23 protein-coding genes are annotated in these 18,464 nt (G+C 59.5%); 21 read left to right on the plus strand and 2 right to left on the minus strand.

Translation table 11 applies throughout. The features are described from left to right. The first annotated feature begins 17 nt into the window (after positions 1–17). The 8 genes from V8Z78_RS17675 to V8Z78_RS17710 all read left to right on the plus strand — a co-directional run bounded on the left by V8Z78_RS17675 (position 18) and on the right by V8Z78_RS17710 (position 5,113). Positions 18–1,202, plus strand: a complete 1,185-nt coding sequence (locus V8Z78_RS17675) for a phage portal protein (protein ID WP_349731822.1) — start codon at positions 18–20, stop codon at positions 1,200–1,202. Continuing rightward, positions 1,180–2,022 (plus strand): head maturation protease, ClpP-related, encoded by an 843-nt coding sequence (locus V8Z78_RS17680; protein WP_349731823.1) that lies wholly within the window; start codon positions 1,180–1,182, stop codon positions 2,020–2,022. The genes V8Z78_RS17675 and V8Z78_RS17680 overlap by 23 nt, the downstream gene beginning before the upstream one ends. Positions 2,023–2,085: 63 nt before the next feature. Next, positions 2,086–3,324, plus strand: a complete 1,239-nt coding sequence (locus V8Z78_RS17685) for a phage major capsid protein (RefSeq protein WP_349731824.1) — start codon at positions 2,086–2,088, stop codon at positions 3,322–3,324. 42 nt (positions 3,325–3,366) lie between these two features. Beyond that, positions 3,367–3,519 (plus strand): hypothetical protein, encoded by a 153-nt coding sequence (locus V8Z78_RS17690; RefSeq protein ID WP_256494444.1) that lies wholly within the window; start codon positions 3,367–3,369, stop codon positions 3,517–3,519. Positions 3,520–3,521: 2 nt separating this feature from the next. Then, positions 3,522–3,866: a head-tail connector protein gene (locus tag V8Z78_RS17695; RefSeq protein ID WP_349731825.1), complete on the plus strand. Its 345-nt coding sequence runs from the start codon at positions 3,522–3,524 to the stop codon at positions 3,864–3,866. Then, complete coding sequence (locus tag V8Z78_RS17700) at positions 3,863–4,192, plus strand: phage head closure protein (RefSeq protein WP_349731826.1); 330 nt, start codon at positions 3,863–3,865, stop codon at positions 4,190–4,192. Before V8Z78_RS17695 ends, V8Z78_RS17700 begins: the two co-directional genes overlap by 4 nt. Beyond that, positions 4,189–4,779, plus strand: a complete 591-nt coding sequence (locus tag V8Z78_RS17705; RefSeq protein WP_349731827.1) for an HK97 gp10 family phage protein — start codon at positions 4,189–4,191, stop codon at positions 4,777–4,779. The genes V8Z78_RS17700 and V8Z78_RS17705 overlap by 4 nt, the downstream gene beginning before the upstream one ends. Beyond that, complete coding sequence (locus V8Z78_RS17710; RefSeq protein WP_349731828.1) at positions 4,772–5,113, plus strand: DUF3168 domain-containing protein; 342 nt, start codon at positions 4,772–4,774, stop codon at positions 5,111–5,113. The genes V8Z78_RS17705 and V8Z78_RS17710 overlap by 8 nt, the downstream gene beginning before the upstream one ends. A 198-nt stretch (positions 5,114–5,311) precedes the next feature. Here V8Z78_RS17710 and V8Z78_RS17715 read toward each other — a convergent pair whose 3' ends face one another. After that, the gene (locus V8Z78_RS17715) at positions 5,312–5,713 is read right to left on the minus strand and encodes an Arc family DNA-binding protein (protein WP_349731829.1); all 402 of its coding nucleotides are present in this window, start codon (positions 5,711–5,713) and stop codon (positions 5,312–5,314) included. 97 nt (positions 5,714–5,810) lie between these two features. Between V8Z78_RS17715 and V8Z78_RS17720 the strand changes: the two genes are divergently transcribed. The 3 genes from V8Z78_RS17720 to V8Z78_RS27170 all read left to right on the plus strand — a co-directional run bounded on the left by V8Z78_RS17720 (position 5,811) and on the right by V8Z78_RS27170 (position 7,345). Next, on the plus strand, positions 5,811–5,975 hold the full coding sequence (locus V8Z78_RS17720) for a hypothetical protein (protein WP_349731830.1): 165 nt from the start codon (positions 5,811–5,813) through the stop codon (positions 5,973–5,975). Positions 5,976–6,048: 73 nt separating this feature from the next. Beyond that, complete coding sequence (locus V8Z78_RS17725; RefSeq protein WP_349731831.1) at positions 6,049–7,011, plus strand: phage antirepressor N-terminal domain-containing protein; 963 nt, start codon at positions 6,049–6,051, stop codon at positions 7,009–7,011. 55 nt (positions 7,012–7,066) lie between these two features. Further along, complete coding sequence (locus tag V8Z78_RS27170) at positions 7,067–7,345, plus strand: zinc-ribbon domain-containing protein (protein WP_502878858.1); 279 nt, start codon at positions 7,067–7,069, stop codon at positions 7,343–7,345. Here the strand turns inward: V8Z78_RS27170 and V8Z78_RS17730 are convergent. Further along, a complete protein-coding gene (locus V8Z78_RS17730; RefSeq protein ID WP_349731832.1) occupies positions 7,326–7,463 on the minus strand; it encodes a hypothetical protein in 138 nt (45 codons plus the stop codon). The two genes, V8Z78_RS27170 and V8Z78_RS17730, sit on opposite strands and share 20 nt — an antisense overlap. Between V8Z78_RS17730 and V8Z78_RS17735 the strand changes: the two genes are divergently transcribed. The 10 genes from V8Z78_RS17735 (at position 7,462) to V8Z78_RS17780 (ending at position 18,417) form a co-directional block, all read left to right on the plus strand. Continuing rightward, on the plus strand, positions 7,462–8,115 hold the full coding sequence (locus V8Z78_RS17735) for a phage tail tube protein (RefSeq protein ID WP_349731833.1): 654 nt from the start codon (positions 7,462–7,464) through the stop codon (positions 8,113–8,115). The two genes, V8Z78_RS17730 and V8Z78_RS17735, sit on opposite strands and share 2 nt — an antisense overlap. Positions 8,116–8,117: 2 nt before the next feature. Further along, positions 8,118–8,513, plus strand: coding sequence for a phage tail assembly chaperone (locus V8Z78_RS17740; RefSeq protein WP_349731834.1), 396 nt, complete (start codon positions 8,118–8,120; stop codon positions 8,511–8,513). Between the two features lie 8 nt (positions 8,514–8,521). Continuing rightward, a complete protein-coding gene (locus tag V8Z78_RS17745; protein ID WP_349731835.1) occupies positions 8,522–8,827 on the plus strand; it encodes a DUF1799 domain-containing protein in 306 nt (101 codons plus the stop codon). 3 nt (positions 8,828–8,830) lie between these two features. Then, positions 8,831–9,646 (plus strand): phage tail length tape measure family protein, encoded by an 816-nt coding sequence (locus tag V8Z78_RS17750; protein ID WP_349731836.1) that lies wholly within the window; start codon positions 8,831–8,833, stop codon positions 9,644–9,646. After that, complete coding sequence (locus V8Z78_RS17755) at positions 9,609–11,762, plus strand: phage tail tape measure protein (protein WP_349731837.1); 2,154 nt, start codon at positions 9,609–9,611, stop codon at positions 11,760–11,762. The genes V8Z78_RS17750 and V8Z78_RS17755 overlap by 38 nt, the downstream gene beginning before the upstream one ends. Before the next feature lie 176 nt (positions 11,763–11,938). Then, complete coding sequence (locus V8Z78_RS17760; protein ID WP_349731838.1) at positions 11,939–12,886, plus strand: hypothetical protein; 948 nt, start codon at positions 11,939–11,941, stop codon at positions 12,884–12,886. Continuing rightward, positions 12,873–13,454, plus strand: coding sequence for a hypothetical protein (locus V8Z78_RS17765; RefSeq protein ID WP_349731839.1), 582 nt, complete (start codon positions 12,873–12,875; stop codon positions 13,452–13,454). Before V8Z78_RS17760 ends, V8Z78_RS17765 begins: the two co-directional genes overlap by 14 nt. Next, the gene (locus V8Z78_RS17770; RefSeq protein ID WP_349731840.1) at positions 13,451–13,855 is read left to right on the plus strand and encodes a DUF6950 family protein; all 405 of its coding nucleotides are present in this window, start codon (positions 13,451–13,453) and stop codon (positions 13,853–13,855) included. The genes V8Z78_RS17765 and V8Z78_RS17770 overlap by 4 nt, the downstream gene beginning before the upstream one ends. Beyond that, on the plus strand, positions 13,840–16,185 hold the full coding sequence (locus V8Z78_RS17775; protein WP_349731841.1) for a phage tail protein: 2,346 nt from the start codon (positions 13,840–13,842) through the stop codon (positions 16,183–16,185). Before V8Z78_RS17770 ends, V8Z78_RS17775 begins: the two co-directional genes overlap by 16 nt. Positions 16,186–16,323: 138 nt before the next feature. Beyond that, positions 16,324–18,417, plus strand: coding sequence for a sialate O-acetylesterase (locus tag V8Z78_RS17780; protein WP_349731842.1), 2,094 nt, complete (start codon positions 16,324–16,326; stop codon positions 18,415–18,417). Positions 18,418–18,464: the final 47 nt, after the last annotated feature.

The following is an 18,464-nucleotide window of genomic DNA, read 5'->3' on the forward strand; positions in this document are numbered from 1 at the left end:
AGGCTCCGTTGCGCCCAATGGCAAGTGCTTCTGGGCCCATTTTTGAAAGCCTGAGCGATCCGGCATTGCTGGAGTTCATCCGCAATGGGCAGACGACCTCCGCAAACCGAATGGTGCGCAACATGGCCGCGCTGCGCAGCCTTTCGCTCATCAGCAATGGCCTGGGCATGCTTCCCATCAGCCTCTATGAGGCAGGGTCGAACAAGAAGGTGATGCGCGAGCATCAGGCGCACAAGTTGATTCGGGTCAAGCCGAACCCCTGGCAGACGCCCATGGAGTTCAAGAGCCAGATGCAGTTGCTGCTCGAGACCGAGGGCAATGCCTATGCACGCATCATCCGGTCAGGCACTCGACCTATTCACCTGATCCCCTTTGAGAAAGGCCGGGTGCAGGCCAAGTTGGGCAGCAACTACCGCATGCAGTACACCTGCACCACGGAAAACGGCGGTCAGCTCACGCTGGACCAGGACGAAATCCTGCACATCCGCGAGATCTCGTTTGATGGTGTGCTGGGCCTGTCCAAGCGCCAACTGTCAGAAGAGGTGTTCGAGCTCGCAGCATCCGCTCAGCGCGCAGCAGTCAATGTGTTCAAGACCGGCGTCATGGCCGGCGGCTCGATCGAGGTGCAGAACGCGCTGTCTGACCGGGCATTTGACCGGATGAAGCAGTCGCTGAACGACGAATACAGCGGCGCTGAGAACATGGCCAAGTGGATGATCCTGGAAGAGGGCGCGAAGGCCAACCAGTTCAGCTCCACCGCAAAGGACGGTCAGCAGATCGAGAACCGCAATCATCAGATTGAAGAGGTTGCCCGCCTTTACGGTGTGCCGCGTCCCTTGCTGATGATGGATGACACCAGCTGGGGCTCGGGCATCGAGCAACTGGCCATCTTCTTTGTGCAGTTCACCATGGCGCCGCGTTTCGTGTGCTGGGAGCAGGCGCTGGCCCGCTCTCTGCTCACCGACCGCGAGCGCGAGACGCTCTATTTCAAGACCAACGAGCGCGCACTGCTGCGCGGCACGCTCAAGGACCAGGCGGACTACTTCGCCAAAGCACTTGGCTCCGGCGGCCACCAGCCGTGGCACACCGCCAATGAAATCCGCGATCTTGCCGAATACCCGGCAGATCCCGACCCCAAGTTCAACACCCTGGGCGATCCCTCGGGGAAGAAAGCAAGCAATGAGCCTCAAAAAGCTACCTGAAATCCGGGCCGATCACCGCCTGGCCAAGGCTGGTTTTGACCTGCGGCCTGATGCTGTGGATCGCTGGGAACCCGCCGTGTGCGCGAAGGCTGGCGATGACGCCGAAGCCAGCATCTCCATCTATGACTCCATCGGGGAGAACTGGGAGGGCACGGGCATCACTTCTAAGCGCATCAGCGCGGCCCTGCGCTCCATCGGCGCCAAGGATGTGGTGGTCAACATCAACAGCCCAGGCGGCGACTTCTTCGAGGGCATGGCGATCTACAACCTGCTGCGCGAGCACCAGGGCAAGGTCACGGTGCGGGTTCTGGGCATGGCGGCCTCAGTGGCTTCGGTCATTGCCATGGCTGGCGACGAGATCCTGATTGGTGACGGCGCCTTTTTCATGATCCACAACGCTTGGGCGGTGGCTGTCGGCAACCGTCACGACATGCTGGACTCGGCCAAGCTGCTGGAGCCTTTTGATGCCGCGATGGCAGCGCTGTACGCGCACCAGACGGGCATGAGCACTGCCGAGGCGGCCATCATGATGGACAAGGAAACCTGGATAGGCGCCCAGCAGGCTGTCGATGACGGTTTCGCCACAGGCTTACTGCCATCATCCGAGATCACCAAATCCACCCAGGCCAGCACGAAAAGCAAACCGTTGGCGCTGATCGAGGCCTCCATGGCAAAGGCGGGTTTCTCCCGCAATTCACGCCGGGACACCTTCAAAGCCCTGTTTTCTGGCACGCCGGGCGCTGCCGAAGATGCCACGCCGAGCGCTGGCCCTGAAGTCGCAGCCTCGCTGCAATCGCTGCTGAACACGCTCCGCGCGTAAGCAGCAACTCACCCAACCTACAGACCGCCTCAGGGCGGTTTTTTCGTTTCTGAAAGGGCCATCATGGCTAAGCACTATCCCGTTCCACGCGGCGTCATGGCCGTCCGCGCTGAAGGCGCAGCCCCCACTAATGCCGAAGTCAAGGCCTTGGTGGAAGGCGTGCAAGCAGCATTCGCGCAATTCAAGGCAGAGCACACCAAGCAGCTCGAAGAGGTCAAGGCTGGCCGCTCCGGCGCTGACCAGGAGGCCAAGCTGAAAGAGATCAATGGCGCTCTGGACGCCCTGCAGAAGGAAGTTGAGGACGCTCACACCAAGATCGCTGCAGGCCAGATGGGTAGCCCCGGCGCAGGTCTGCGCGACAAGGAGTACACAGAATCGTTCAACGCTCACATGCGCAAGGGCGATGTGCAAGCCGCTTTGAACAAGGGTACTGCTGAAGACGGTGGTTTCCTCACCCCGGTGGAGTGGGATCGCACCATCACCGACAAGCTGCGCGAAGAATCGCCCATGCGCGAGCTGGCCCAGATTCAGCCCACCAGCAAGGCTGGTTGGACCAAGTTGTTCAACATGGGCGGCACTGGCTCTGGCTGGGTGGGTGAAACCGATCAGCGCCCCGAAACCGATACGCCCACCTTGAAGTCCCTGGGCTTCGGGCACGGCGAGATCTACGCCAACCCAGCCGCCACTCAGCAAATGCTGGACGATGGCGAAATCAACATCGAGGCGTGGCTGGCCAGCGAGGTGCAGGCCGAGTTTGCGGAGCAAGAAGGCCTTGCATTCATCAGCGGCGATGGTGTGAAGAAGCCTGCGGGCATCCTCACCTATGTCGAGGGTGGAACCAATGCAGCCAAGCACCCCTTTGGCGCTATCCCTGTGACCAACAGCGGTGCCGCTGCTGACATTGGCTCCGATGCGGTGCTGGATCTGATCTATGGCCTGCCCAAGAAGTACCGCCAGAACGCGCGCTTCCTGACCAACAACCTGACTATCGCCAAGTTGCGCAAGCTCAAGGACGGCCAGGGCAACTACTTGTGGCAGCCCTCTGCCCAGGCCGGCCAGCCTGCCACCTTCCACGGCTACGGCCTGGCCGAAGACGAGAACATGCCCGATGTAGCCGCCAATGCGCTGCCCATCATGTTTGGCGACTTCAAGCGCGGCTATCTGATCATCGACCGAATGGGTGTGCGCGTGCTGCGTGATCCCTTCACCAAGAAGCCCTATGTGCTGTTCTACACCACCAAGCGCGTCGGCGGTGGCGTGCAGAACCCCGAGTGCCTGCGCGCTCTGAAGGTGGCGGCTTAACCGGGAAGGGGCCTCGGCCCCTTCTCCATTTAGGAGAAGATGATGAAAGCAACCAAGCCATTCAAGGGCGTCAAGGACGGCGACATTTACCCAACCGAGTTCAAAGCCGGCGATGAAATCCCGCCCGAGCTGGAGGCCGCTGCTGTCGAGCTGGGCGCGGCTGATGCCAAGAAGGAGCCGGCCAAGAAGGCCTGATCATGCCCATCTTGACCACCGAACAGGCCATCGACCATTGCCGGGCTGATCCTGATGCGGATGCTGCGATGGTCGGGCTGTACCTGGGCGCGGCCATTGACGCCGCTCAGGAATACCTCGGCCGCAAGGTGTACGCCGATAAGGCGGAACTCGATGCAGCAGTGGCAGCGGGCACGGCAGGTGAGCTGCCCATGGTGGCCACCTTCTCGGTCAAGGCCGCGGTGCTGCTGATCTGTGGCCACTTGTTCGCCAATCGTGAGGATGTGGTGGTCGGAGCGCAGTCTTTTGCGATGCCCAACGGGTCACGCGACCTGCTACGGCCACATCGAAAGGTACAGGGCCTATGAAAACGTTTCGCGCCGGCACTCTTCGCGATCGCATCCGCATCCAGCGCCGTTTGCCCGGTGGTGGCTTGGGTCAGCCATCCACCACCTGGGAGGATGCGCTGCCTAGCCCCATCTGGGCCAACATCCGCTTTGCGTCAGGAAGTGAGGCTATCCGATCCGGACAGGTCGCCAGCAAGGCGCAGGCCAGTATCCGCATCCGCAAGCGCTCGGGCATCACTGCCGAGATGCGGGCTTTGTGTGATGGTGTCGAATACAACATCAAGGCAGTCCTGCCTGACCACCAGCACCGCGAATATGTGGATTTGGTCTGTGAGGTGACGGGATGAGCGTTGCTCCGACAAGGCGAGGCGGTGAATTGGTGCTCACCGGGCGCAACACTGTTGATATTGGTGTTGATCTCAGCGGCCTTGATGACCTGCTTAAGGAATGGGGTGATGCTGTGGAGGGCGCCACCCGCCCGGCGGCCCAGGCTGCTGCTCAGGTTTTGTATGACCGCGTAGAGGCCAATGTGGCTGCTATTGGTTACGTGACAGGTAACCTGCGGCAGTCCATCTACCAAGCCTTCTCTGCGACCCATAGCAGTGATGGCATTGCCACGTATCACATCAGTTGGAACCACAAGAAGGCTCCGCATGGGCACTTGCTTGAAAACGGCCACTGGCAGCGGTATGCAGTACGAATCACCGAGGACGGCTGGAGAACGCTGGTTCGCCCGGAGAAGCAGGGCACCGAGAAGCCAGGCCGCCGTGCCAGTCAAGCGGTGAAAGACGCCTACTATGTGCCGCGCTCCGGCGGCCCTGTTTACATTCCCGGCAAGGCTTTCCTGCGCAGGGCCAGCGTGGTTGCGCCACAGGCCACCCATGCGGCGCGGGAGGTGCTGCTGGCTGCAATTGCAGAGGTGAGCAATGGATGAAGTCTTTCACGCGGCCATTGAGGCCGTGGTCCCCAATTGCTTCGGTACTGTGGCGCCGGCCAATGCGCAGACTCCTTACGTGATATGGCAGCGCGTTGGCGGCAACGGCAGCGAATACTTGGACAACGAAGACGCCCAGGTCGAAACCGCTCTAGTGCAGGTGCGCATCTTCAGCGCTGACATCCTGGAGCCAAAGCGTCTGATGCCGCAACTCGTGAGTGCTCTGCGGTCGCATCCTGAGTTGTTGATCCGGCCCAGCGGTGGCATGCGCGATGACTATGACCACGACATGGGGCTATTCAGTGGCGACCAGGATCTTGATGTGTCGTTCTGAGGGCTCTTTTGCTGCAAAAGCCTGAGCAGTCAAATAGCCTGCGTTCCGGCTATTTGATTCAGACCTGCATGGTCAAGTTGACCATACAGGTCATCGCCTTGCCGAGACTTAGGTGTGGCGATGATCACCACACCCACCGCGCCTCATAGGCCACGACCTTGCGATGCTGACCTGGGAAGTCTCGCGCATGAGCATGAATTAATAATCCGAAGACCTGCGAGTGGTGTATTTCTGCATCGCAGACAAGATGGTTGCAATGTCTTGATCGATCACTGCAATTTCTGCTGTGATCTTGTTCACCTCTTCCTGGCTCCTGCCGCTTGACTTAGTTGCGTGCAAGAGAACAGCTAGTGTGTTCCTTTGATCCTGGAGACTGTTTAGGTCCCCTGCGAGCCGGGTTAGTTGGGAGCGTGGGCTCACAAGTGCCGTGATGCCACTGTGATCATTGATAAAAATGTTGGGGGCTGGGTTGAGGCTCTCCTGAAGCCGGGCCACGATCTCCGCATTCATGGATCTTCCTGACTGCTTGGCTGCAGCTTCGATTTGGTCTTTCAGCTCTTGTGGGAGCCTTAATTTGTACTGCGGGTCGGTCTGTTTCATATTCGCCCGAATGATGGACCAAAAAGGTGTTGCATTCAACGGACCAAAAAGGTACATTCGTTTCGCGGACCAAAAAGGTCCGATAGAGAGGTGGATTATGAAAGATCAAAAACAGCAGGGCGAGCAGATGAAGATTCGCGTACCGCTAATGGCCCACGGTTGGCTTAAGCAGCAGGCCGCGCAGCAAGAGCGTTCAATGAACTGGCTGATCAACAAAATTTTGGTCAAAGAGATGGAGGCCCAGCATGGAAAGCAGGCCTGAAAAAGGAAACGCCCCTGGAGGTAGGAGTCCAGAGGCGTTGATTGAAGCAAACCACTTAGCAGAGGAAAGCAACATGTTGGATTCTACGCAAGTCAACGCCAATCGCGCAATCACTGTTCTGTTCCACGGGGCAGATCTGTATGTCGTGGAGCACAACACGCAACCGTATACGCCCATGAAGCCCATCGTAGAAGGTATGGGGATTGATTGGAAAAGCCAACATGCGAAGTTGGCTGCGAATAGTGCTCGTTGGGGTATGGTGGAAATCACCATACCTACGGCTGGCGGCATGCAGGTTATGTCTTGCCTCCCGCTGCGTAAGCTTTTCGGCTGGATGACTGGTCTGCATGTCGGGAAGATCAAAGCGGAGTTGCGGCCGGCTGTGACGATGTATCAAAACGAGTGCGACGATGTCCTGTGGCAGTACTGGAATGAAGGCATTGCGATCAACCCGCGCCAAGCATTCGCAGTTAACCCTGGTGACTCACTGACCGCTGAGGAAGCTGAAACCCTGCGCTTGATGCTCAAGTCTGCGGTTGAGCGGCAGCCAAAAGCAAAGCAGGGCACCTTGATGATGCAAGGCTGGAGCAAACTCAAGGCTCACTTCAAGGTTGGCTATCGCGAAATTCCTCGGCATGAGTTCAGCGAAGCGGTTTCGATCATCGCGCGGCACACCGCTGAATTTGCGGAGTGGGAAGTGGTCGATGGTGTAGCGGGCGGCAAAGAGGAGCGAACCATTAACGTGATGGTGGACGACTTCGTTCGCCAGATAGAGACGCCCAATGGAACGCCTACCCTGCTTTTCATGCCGCTGGTGAACGCAGTGCTAAAAAAGCAAGGGTTCACGTTCTTTCTGCCGAGTGTGCAAGAAAGAGAAATCATGGCTCGCCTTGACAGGTTGAGCCGCCTGTTTCACCCGAGCACCACTCAATTCATGGATGTGACTGGCATCGTGAGGGTGTTGCAGGGCTTGCATCCGAAGCTTGGCACTCAAGACCCGAGCTTCAGGCAACTGGTCTCGCGGATAACTCACTGACCGCGCCAATAGCTTCACTTTGATAGCATCCCCTCCTAATTGAATAGGAGGGGGTATGTCACTTGTAGCCTGTAAAGACTGTGGGACCCAGGTTTCCACTTCGGCAAAAGCGTGTCCAAAATGTGGCGCCAAGGTGCCTAAATTTAAGTGGTGGCTTTGGATTCCGCTTGCGCTGCTGATCTTATTTTTTGCGTTCCCTTATCTTGCGTACTCGCCATCTGAACGTGCCGCGATTTCCGCGCGCGCTGACTGTGAGCGTGTTTTTCCTATGGAGCGAGGTCGAAAATGTGATCAGGTCTACAACGATGCTTTGATCAACGCATCAACAAAATGATCCTTCCACGTTCATAGAGCATGCCGCCCTCGGGCGGTTTTCTTTTGCCCGAAAGGGCTAGCAACCCGCCACGGGCAATCCTGGCGGGTTTTTCTTTGCCTGAAAGGGGCACAACCATGCGTAAAGTTCCTCTGCCCGACGGGGCAAAACTCTATCTGTACACCGCCGCGCTGACGGCGTTGGCCGCCGGTGAAATGTCCAATGCCGCACATGCGGTGGTGACTGTGACCAACACCTTGGAGGTCAACGCTGTGGTGGTCATCACCAGCGATGACTACCCCGAGCTGGAAGGTCGCGTAGCCCGCGCCAAGGCTGTGACGGCAGATAACGTCACTCTGGACGGAGTCGATACCCTTGACCTCGAAAAATTTCCGCCTGGTGGCAGCGTAGCTCTGATTCCCCTGGTCGCCAACGAATGGCAGCGCCTGCCTTATGTGCCGGCCTTTGGCCTGACAGGCGGCGACATCAAAACTGGCACAAGTTCTTACCTGGACGTTCCCGACGATCAGGAATTCAGTACGGGTCGTAATGCGCGCCGCCTGGAATACACCAACAGCTGGAAACAGGATGGTGTGGCCCGTGCTGCTCTGAAGGCTTCTGACGGGCTGGAGTCTGTGCACCGCCTGGACTTCAAGGACGGCTCTGCTAGCTATTACGTGGGCGAGTTGGCCTATGACGATGTGCCCAGTACCGAAAAGGGCGCCGAGATGACCACCAAGTCCACGGTGCTGCTGCGCGGCGCTCCGACCAACCTGCCTAAGGCTGCTTGATCATGAGCGAACAGATTGCACGCCAGATCGTGCTGGGCCAGAGGCCCAAGGGCATCGTCCATTCCCTCAAGATCACCATGCTGGACGGAACGGAGGGACTGCTGCCCGTGACGTTCCGCTACCGCGATCGTGTCGAGTTCGGCGCATTCCTGGACGGCATGTTTGCCGTAGAGCTGCCCAAATTCGATCCCGAGGCCGGCCAACCATCCACGCAGCAGCAGCGGGGCGTTGTCCAGATCAATGGACAGTACCTGCATCTCTGTCTTGAGGGTTGGGGGCTGGATGCTCCCTTCACCCTGGAAAACTGCATTCAGTTGGCAAGCGAGTTGCCTGGGGCAGCCCAGGCAGTGATGAACACCTACAAGCAGCTATGCCTGGAGGGGCGCCTGGGAAACTGATTGCGGCAGTGCGCGCCCGATACACGCAGCTCCCGGATGCCCAGTACCTCAAGGACTGGGGGCTGCCTGTGAGCCAGTACGCCGACATGTTCAGCGTCGAGGTTTGGCCCGAGAACTGGACGGCATGGTGCCTCTTCGAGGCTCTGCAAACGCAGTGGCGCGTCGGCGCCAGCGGGGTTGTGGGCCTTGACTATGGCGTTCTGGCCGATGAACTGCGCGCGCGCGAAATCCCTCATGAAGACCACGACCGGCTGCGCGCCGAGGTTCGGATCATGGAGGGTGCCGCACTTCAAGAAATCTATGCAGAGGAATGAGATATGGCTGATGAAAGTGCAGGCAAACTGCAATTGCCCGTCACGGTCGATTCCACCGGGGCCCGCCAGGGGTTTCAGGAAGTCAGCGATGCGGGCCGCCGCATGGCCGATGACGTGGCAGCCGCTGGCCGTAAAGCCAGCGATGGTCTCAAGCCATTGGAGACTGATCCTCCCAAGGCGGCAGCCGCTGTGTCACGCGCTGAACGCAACATGGTTGGCAGCATTCAGCGTGCCACGGCGGCTCTGCAGTCTGGCGGCAAGGCCGGGGCCGACTATTACGAAATGCTGGCCAAGCAGCGTGGCATCTCCGGTGACGTGCTCAAGCCCTATATCGACCAATTGCGTCAGGCCGAGGCTGCGCAGAAGCGCCTGAGCCTGTCAGGCGACTTTGTGATGAGCGACCGCGCCAGGGCAGCCGCACTGCGCGGCGTCCCGGCACAGTTCACCGACATCCTGGTTTCGCTGCAGGGCGGCCAGAACGCGCTGACGGTGATGTTGCAGCAGGGCGGCCAGCTCAAGGACATGTTTGGCGGCGTGGGTGATGCGGCCAAAGCGCTCGGCGGCTATGTGCTCGGGCTGGTCAATCCCTTGACATTGGCTGCAGCCGCTGCTGGTGTGCTTGCCTATGGCTTCTATAGCGGATCACAGGAGGCTCAAGCCTTCCTTGTTGCGCTTGAGACCACAGGCAATAAGGTCGGCGTCAATGTGCAGCAGCTGCAAGATATGGCTTCTGCAATGGACAAGGTGGCAGGTATCACCCAAGGGGGGGGCTGCAGAAGCTTTGACTACATTCGCGGCAAATGCCGGTGTTGGTGCTGATCGACTTCAGCAGTACACCACGACCGCAATCCAATGGGAAAAAGCAACAGGTCAGGCCGTCAGCGATGTGGCCAAGAATTTTCAGAAGATTGCTGATGATCCGGTTAAAGGACTTCTCGCGCTCCACAAGGAAATGAACTTCCTGACCTCGGCCACCTTGGAGCAAGTCAAGGCGCTTCAGGAGACTGGTCGTGAAACGGATGCCGTGCGCATCGCTCAGGCCGCCTACGACAAGGCGCTGGCTGACGCCACAGGCAACATAACCGCCAATCTAGGGAGCATTGAGAAGGGATGGCGGGCAATCAAAGGAGTAATCTCTGACACGATTGATGCAATTAAGAGCTTTGGCCGAGAGTCAACAACCGCGAGTCGACTTGGCGTTATTACTGGCGAAATGGCGAAGTTGCAGAAGGAAGGCGTTCAGTTCGACCCGACTGCGAACTTTGATTCGCTGACCATCCCTGAAAAGCGTCTCGCTACGCTAAAAGCCGAAGAGGTGCAGCTGCAGAAGAACTTGGTCGCGGATACCAATGCAGCAAAGGCTAAAAAGGCCGCGCAAGATCAGCAGAACACTCTTATTGAGCTGAGCACTGAGGCCACCAAGTACTACGACAAGGAAAAGCGCAAGGCACTGGAGCTGGAGGCGGCGCACAACAAATATGGCGCAGCAGCCAAGACCAGCGCAGAGGCTCAGAAGCAATATGACACCGTCATCGCTGGCATCAACAAGAAGTATGAGGAGAAAGAGGGCAAGGGGCCGAACACAGCCCCCGGAACTCGCCGCCTTGACGTCTCTGAGATCCAGAATGCCGCCCGCGAGGAAGTGCGCATCATCGATGGCAAGCAGAAGGACCTGGAGCGCCTGCGCCAGTCCGGCCTGATCGATGACCAGGGCTACTACAGCCAAAAGCGCTCCCTGATCGAAGAGTCCAACAAGGTTGAGGAAACAGCCCTGCAGGAGCAGATATCCCGTTTGCAGCAGGAGAAGGTCAAAGGCCTTGATGCCCTGGCCGTCAAGAAGCAGATTGCGGATACCGAATCCAAGCTGACCGCCAAGCGGCTGGAGAATGAAGAGAAGCTCAAGGCCCTTTCTCACGAAGAGAAGCTGGCGCTGGATCGACAGCGGATGGCCGTGGAGGCCTTGGCTGCGTCTCACCAACGTGCCATGGAGCAGATGCGTATTCAGCAGCAGCGCACTGTCGACTCAGCCTGGATGGGCAGCAAGGATCGCCAGCGTGCGGAAAACCTATGGGGGATCGAGGACAGCTATCTTGCCGAAGAACGCAGCTTGCGCGACCGGCGCATGTATACAGCGAACCTCTCCAAGGAGCAGCAGGCACAGATTGACCAGCGCTTGGTTGACCTGAAGGCAGAAAAGGAGGAGCGCATCCGCATCGCTGAGGCCACCTATGCAGAGCTGGACCAGCTGCAGACCCGGTGGGAGCTCGGCGCAGGCTTTGCAATGCAGAACTATGCAGACCAGGCTTCGAATGTGGCGCAGCAGACGGCGGATGCTTTTACCAATGCCTTCAAGGGCATGGAGGATGCTCTGGTCAGCTTCGCGATGACCGGGAAACTGGACTTCAAGAATCTGGCCAATTCGATCATTGCAGACCTTTTGCGCATACAGATTCGCGCGCAAATGTCTGGCTTGTTCGGGAATCTGCTGGGCGCGATTGGGATTGGCGGTGCCAAGGTTGGTAACGCAGGCTGGGGCGACTACAGCAGCGCGGGCTTGGCCGCCGCCTTTGGAGCAGTTCCAAATGCGAAGGGGGGTGTCTACGACAGCTTCAGTCTGAGCGCATACCGCAACCAGATCCACGATACGCCGCAGCTCTTTGCATTCGCGAAGGGTGCTGGCGTGTTTGGCGAAGCTGGGCCTGAGGCCATCATGCCGCTGACACGGTCGGCGGATGGGAATCTTGGTGTTCGTGCAATCAATGCAGCAGCGGGTGGGGGCAAGCCAAATGTCCAGATGGTCTTTCAGCCCAGGATCCACATCGACAGCCGCACAGATCGGGCCGAGGTGGAGGCTTTGGTCTTCAAAGGAATGAAGACGGCCAGCGATCAGGCGCAGCAGGAGCTGCTCTACAAAATGTCTCGGAACATGGTATGACCCAACGCATCATTGACTGGCCAAAGCAGCTGCGAATGCGGCCTGGCTCTCAGGAGTGGGAGCTTTTGCAGCCCATGACGGGATCGGTGAGCGCATTCAGCGGCGCGTCTTACGACAAATTGATTGGCCCACCACGGTGGGCCTTTTCAATGGACCTGACGGATGCGCCGGCGTCGATGCTGCCTCAGATTGAGGCTGCATTGCGCCAGCTGCGCGGTGGTCTCAATCTGCTGCGCATCGGCGATATGCGCCGCACCGGCCGTGTGAGCGTGGTGCCGGGCGGTGGCGCCAAGGAGGTGCAGATGCTCCCTTGGTCCAGCCAGTGGACACGTTGGGGCCGCATCGGGCCTGCGCCGGTGGCCATTGCTGGCGAAGAGGTTGAGGTGCGGCAGACCACGGACTATTTTCAGAACGCGACAGCTGCTTTGCGGGCTGGGGTCCCTTATGTGGCGGTGCTGGAGGCTTCGGCCACGGTGTCGGCGCATGTGGCCCTGTCGGTCGCCGGCGCGGGCGTTGCGGAGCCCCTGGGGGCAGTCTTCGACGCCTTAACTGGCGCAGTGGTGAGCCAGTACGGCCCAGTCAATGCCTGTGGGTCGACTGCAGCAGGCGGGCGCTGGCGTTGCTGGCTGACCTTTGGCGGCAAGGCTGGCGATGTGTTGGCACAGGCCTATGCACTGCTTCCGGCCCATGGGTTGATTCATCTCAAGATGCGCCGCCCCATCCTGGCCATGCAGGCGGGCGACCTGCCTCCGGCCTATGTGCCTGCGAATTCGGTCAGTGTCTGGGATGAGTATGGCGTGCAGGTCGATGGCGCCGGTCAGACCGGGTCTACCCTGGCCACACGCAACTGGCCGCCGGGCCTGACTCTGCGTGCTGGGCATTGGATCAGCTACGGAGACGGCATGCACATGCTGCTGGAGGCGGCAACGCCAGATGCGGCCGGCAAGGCTCAGCTCTGGATTGAGCCGCCCATCCGCCGCAGTCCTGCCGATGGCGCGCCGGTGGTGGTGCGCAATGTCACCGGCCTGTTCAAGCTCAAGGTCAGCCCCAAGATTCGGCAGGAGGGGGTGACCGTCAAGGGCCAGACGCTCACCTTTGAGGAAGATCTGAATGCTTACTCCTAACCAGCTGCTGCAGGCGCAGCGGCCGGCAACGGCTGTGGCGCTGCTGGCAGAAATGCAGTTCACCACGGGCACCATGCGCCTGAGTACCTGGGAGGGGAGCCTGCAGGCCCTGGGCCATGAGTGGGCGTATCTTCCCGGGGTGATGGGCATCAGCGGTGTGCAGCAGGCCGAGAACATCGAGTATCCCGCCATCGATCTGACGCTGGCCTTGCCTGACCCCTCCATCCTGGCCCTGGCCGTTGGCAGCGAGAAGACCTATCGCGGTCGATTGTTTCGGCTGTACATGGCAATCATGGATGACGAGCTCCGGCTGGTGGATGACCCACAGCTGCTGTATGTCGGGGTGATGGACCAGGTGCAGATGAGCACGGGGGACGGCGCCGAGGACAAGGGCGCGCTGACTATGCGTTGCGAGCAGCCCGGCAAAGACAGCCGCAATGCCATGAGCCAGCGGCTGACGAATCAGCAGCAAAGCAAGAGATACCCCGGTGACACCGGGCTCAGCCGTATGGCGGAGTTAGCAGGAGGGCCGCAAACATGGCTGACCAAGAAGTTCCAGCAGGTATGAAGCGACTGCCCGACTGGGAGCAGCGCTTGTCCGATCTGGTGGGCCAGCGCCTGGCAGAGCCGTTCGTTTGGGGTGCCAACGACTGCGTGATGTTTGCTGCAGACGGCATTGCCGCCATGACAGGGATAGATCCAGTAGCCGATTTGCGTGGCCAGTGGGCCAGTCGTGGCGAGGCAGTGCGGGTCATCGCGCGGCTGGGCGGCCTGCCGGATGCAGTGGCCGCCTTGGGGCTGGAGGCGGTCGCGCCGCTGTTTGCGCAGCGCGGCGACCTGGTGCTGCACCGAAGAGATGGAACAGATGCCCTGGCGCTATGCCTCGGCAATCAACTGGCGGGCCCGAGCGATTCGGGCCTTTTGTTTTTTGGGCTGGAAAACGGAGTGCAGGCATGGCGCGTAGGCTGAAGCAAATCGCTGCGGCGCTGACCCTGGCCGGCCTGTGCACCCAGGCCAATGCCATGCCGGCAGCCGTGGCCGCTGTCGGGGTCTGGATGGGTGGTGTTGGCGGGGCGTTTCTGATCATGAACGCAACCGCCGTGGCGATTGGCTTGCAGGTGGCCGGCTTCATGGCCTTGGGCATGTACCAGCGCCAGAAGGCCAAGCGCGAGGCGCGCCGGCAACGCGACGCCTACAACGCCAGCCTGACCGATCGCAACACTACGGTGGCCGAGGCATCGCCTGAAGTGCGCCACATCTACGGCCGCGCCACGGTGGGCGGCTCCGTTGTGGCCATGTTCACCCGCGGCGACAAGGATCAAATCAAGGATCTGGTGATTGCCTGGGCTGGTCATGAATGCGATGCCATTGAGGATGTGTTGATCGCGGGCGAGTCGCTGCAGTTGGATGGGAGTGGCAATGCCACGGCATCGAAGTGGGCGAGCACCAGCACCAGCACGGTGGGCACCACTGGCGCATTCAGCCTCTCTGGCGCGTTGAACCTGCCTGCGGATACCCAGCGCCTGGTGTCGATCACCAAAGGCAGCAGCGACGAGGCGATGCAGCTGTGGGAATCGCAGTACACCCAGACCGGCCTGGTGGTGCAGCTCAATCCCGACGCCATGGATGTGTGGGCTGGCCAGTCCGTGAGCATCCAGTACAGCCGCGAGACCACCACCAGCTATGTGCGCGTGCGCCATCACCTGGGGATGGCTGATCAGGGGGCGGATGGCCAACTCATTGCTGACTCTGCCGGCCTACCAGGTGCCTGGACGGCGACGGACCGACTGCGCGGCATCTGCTACAGCGTGATTACGCTGGATCTGAATAATCAGGAGCTGCAGAGCGGCCTGCCGCAATTCACGGCGTGCATCCGTGGCAAGAAGGTATTGGACCCACGCAGCAGCGCAACCGCCTGGAGCGATAACCCAGCTCTGTGCATCTATGACTTTCTGCGCGCTGGGGACTATGGCAAGGGCGTGTTCCCCGAGCAGGTGGAGGGTGTGGTGGCTGCAGCCAATGCGTGCGATGAGCTGGTCGCCATCCCTGGCGGCACAGGTACAGCCAAGCGCTACACCTGCAATGGTGCCTGGCAGTCTGGGACGGACCCGGACAACGTGCTCGAGGATCTGTGCGGCGCCATGGCTGGCTATGCCATCCCGGGCGGAACCTGGGGTGTCCACGCCGGCGTCTATGTGTCGCCCGTGCTGGTGCTGGGGGATGACCAGGCCGCAGGCTCCATCAACATGGTTCCCGCGCCAAGTCGGTCCGAGGCCTGGAACGGGGTCAAAGGCCAGTTCATTGACCCGGCCCAGTTCAACCAGGCGGTGGACTTCGAGCCGCTGCAGAACGCCCAGTATGTTGAGGATGACGGCGGGGAGGTCTGGGGGCAGATCCGTTTGCCGTTCACGGACCAGGGCTGGCGCGCCAGAACTCTGGGCAGCATCAGCATGGAAAAGAGCCGGGCCAAGAAGATTGTTTGGCGCGGCACACTGGCCTGCTTGCGTGCGCGGGTTGGGGATCGGGTGATTGTCAACAACGCGCTGCTGGCATTGAGCAATGCGACATTCAGGGTGATCAAGCGCTCCTATGACCATGGCTCCGCTGCCGTGGAGCTCTCTCTGGAGCAGGACGAGCCGCGCTTCTACCCCGGGGTCAGCAACACGCAGCCGCCGGCGCCAGGTGTTCAGCCCGACCCCACCTACAAGGTCAACCCGCCCACAGGGCTGGTGCTCACCAACCCGGCGCCGGGCCGCATTGGGGTGCATGTCGATCCCAGCATTGACCTGCGTGTAACCAACGGCGGCGCCTTGCTGATTCAGGTGCGCACGGCCGACAGCAGCGCATGGGTCAGCATGCCAAGCGCGCCAGGCAATGCCACGGACCAAGTCATCACGGTTCTGCAGAAGGGCGTCTACGTCGTGCAGGTGGACTGGCGGGCCAGCACCGGGCAGCTGTCCGGGCAGTGGCTGGCCGGCGCCGTTACGGTGACGGAAACGTCATTTGCCACCGGGGACGATGTGAGCAATGCAGTCTCTGGCTACGCCAACAAGGAAAACCCGGTTTTTACGGGCGTGATTGGGCTGCCGGCATACGCCATCGACAACCTGCCTCCAGCGGGCGGCGACAACCGGCGTAAGGCCATCCTGGTCCCGCTGGACCTGGAAGACCGTCCCGCTGTTTGCGTGAGCGACGGTACGGACTGGATCAGTCAGATCACCGGGTTGCCGGTGGATTACGTGGCGCCACCGCTACCACCTCCAGCTCCGCCATCGCCAGCGCCCACACCGGCGCCATAAGCCGGATCAAACCAACCCAGCCGCCCTTGAGGCGGCTTTTTCATGTCCCAAAGGAGGTCGCATGGACAACGCGACGTTTTTTGCCGTGCTGAAGACCCAGGCGCAACTGGCCAAGCAAATCAACGAAGGGGCCCGCCAATGAGCGACGCAACAAACCAGGAAACGGTCGATATCGCCAATCAGATCCTCGCGGAGCTTCAGCAGGCTGCGCGGGATGGGCAACTCATTCAGAACGGGTATTACGAGACTGAGGCTGAAGGCCGTGGCGCCGTGATGGATGGGGACACTTTCAAAGTTGCTGCGCCTGGAAGCCTTGATGCAATACTTCTTTATCGACGTATTAGCTCTGGAACGTCGAAACTGATTGCAGTCCTACCTTCCTCTGCCGGTGTTTCCTCTTCAATAGTACGTGAATCCAGCGTGACAACAGGCACGCACGCTATCGGAGACCTTAATCCATCTGAGGATGGTACTACGCATCAAGTTGGCGTAATGGTTCTCCCGCAAGACATTGACAAAGAGAGAGTGCTTACCCGACTGGAGTGGGTTACTGGAACCAATGCGGGAATGGTTGTTGCCATCTATGCTGTGCCCGATGGGGTTGTTAACGACGCGGCGTTCACTCGCGTTCGCAGATGGGCCTTACCCAGTCGTGTCGGTCGCAATATTCTCAATGCTGATGATCTCCCAAAAATCGTCATTCCTGCCGGACACGTTCTTGGAATAGCTGTCACTAGTGGTGCCAGGTATGTAAACAATACTGCGTCTCCGACGCCGTACTTTAATATCGGCGGGGAATCTGGCACGCTTGGCACACTGGTGGTTTCTCGTCGTGTTGCACTGAGAATTGATACTGTCGATTCGGGATTGTTGGGCTCTGGTAATGCAGAGGCGAGAGCAAACGACTCAAGGATTCAGGTCGATTCTCTTGGTGATGTTCCGCAGTACATCGGGCGTAAAAATTTTGACTGGGCACCTTCCAACAGTACAGAGGTCAATGGAACCGCCGCATTCGCGGAGCCTGTAAAACGCCGAAGCCGTATTAATCGTGTTCGCGCCAACGTGAGAACCAACCACATCACACTGGCCGTTTATACGTTGTCAGGCGGTGATGGGTATGGCAATAGCACTATCCACGGGCAGACAACATACGTTCGTCGCCTTGTTCAAGACATACCTGTTACTCCTGGCCTGGTTGATCTGTCTGGGAGCCAGATTCCAGAAATGATTGCAGAACCTGGAGAACTGATAGGCGTTTATGTGGACGGCTACATGGATGTCAGCACCGAGGTTGTGCGATCGACACCCTGGCATTCCGTAGTGGGTGCAAGCGGCAACTTGCCCGGCCCGAATCCTGACAAACGTATTCAAATCTCTGTGGAATTGAGAAGTGTTGCTGACGACTCTGCTGCATCAATTCAGCGAGCTGTTGCCCTAGCAGCTTTGAATGGGTCGCAGACGCAGGACACAGGCGGATTTATTCTGGTGTTCGGTGTTGGGCAGTCGAATCTTGCCGGACGAGCTACAGCGGCAAGCAAGTTCACTGTTGGTGCCAACCGTTCATACAAGTGGTCACCTGCGAGTTCCGCGCTTGTCACATTAACCGAGCCTACGGGCACAGATTCAACGGCGTTGACTGGCAGAACATCGCTTGGGTCTGCAATGGCGAGGGCTGTGCTTGACATGACGCAGGGCCGCGTCGGTGTGATCTTTGTAAATGCGGGCGTCGGTGGTACGCGCATAGATACCCATTGGTCTGCCTCTGGTAGTTCGTGGGCAGCGGCGGTTGCTATGTTCAACGCGGCGGTTGCAAACAGCAAAACCCAGAAGCTCAACATCGTGGGTTCGTGCTGCGTTTTTGTGCAGGGAGAGAGCAATGGCGATGTGGGGACAGACGTGGCCACGTACAGATCAGCCTTTGCGGATCTTGCCGCACGCGTTCGCGCATTGATGGGTTCGGAGTCCATCCCAATCATCATGTCCCAGACGGGTATCGACAACGATCCCACAGCGCCTGCTGATTACGCGGTGATCCGCACGGCTCAGTCTGAAATCGCCGCAACGTCTGCAAATGTCTTCATGGCACATGCCGGAGCCAAGTGGTTTGCAGATAGAGGCTGGATGATGGATCGCTACCACTACACGGCACCGGGATACGACGACCTTGGATCGAGCTTGGGTGCAGCGGTCGCAGCGCATGCCATGGGCGTCCACCCTCTAGTCACTGGATAGTCAATCAGCCCGCTTCGACGGGATTTCTTATGGCCACCTTCGGGTGG

Origin of the sequence: Comamonas sp. wu1-DMT (assembly GCF_040187805.1) — a bacterium.
GTDB classification, from domain to species: domain Bacteria; phylum Pseudomonadota; class Gammaproteobacteria; order Burkholderiales; family Burkholderiaceae_C; genus Comamonas; species Comamonas thiooxydans.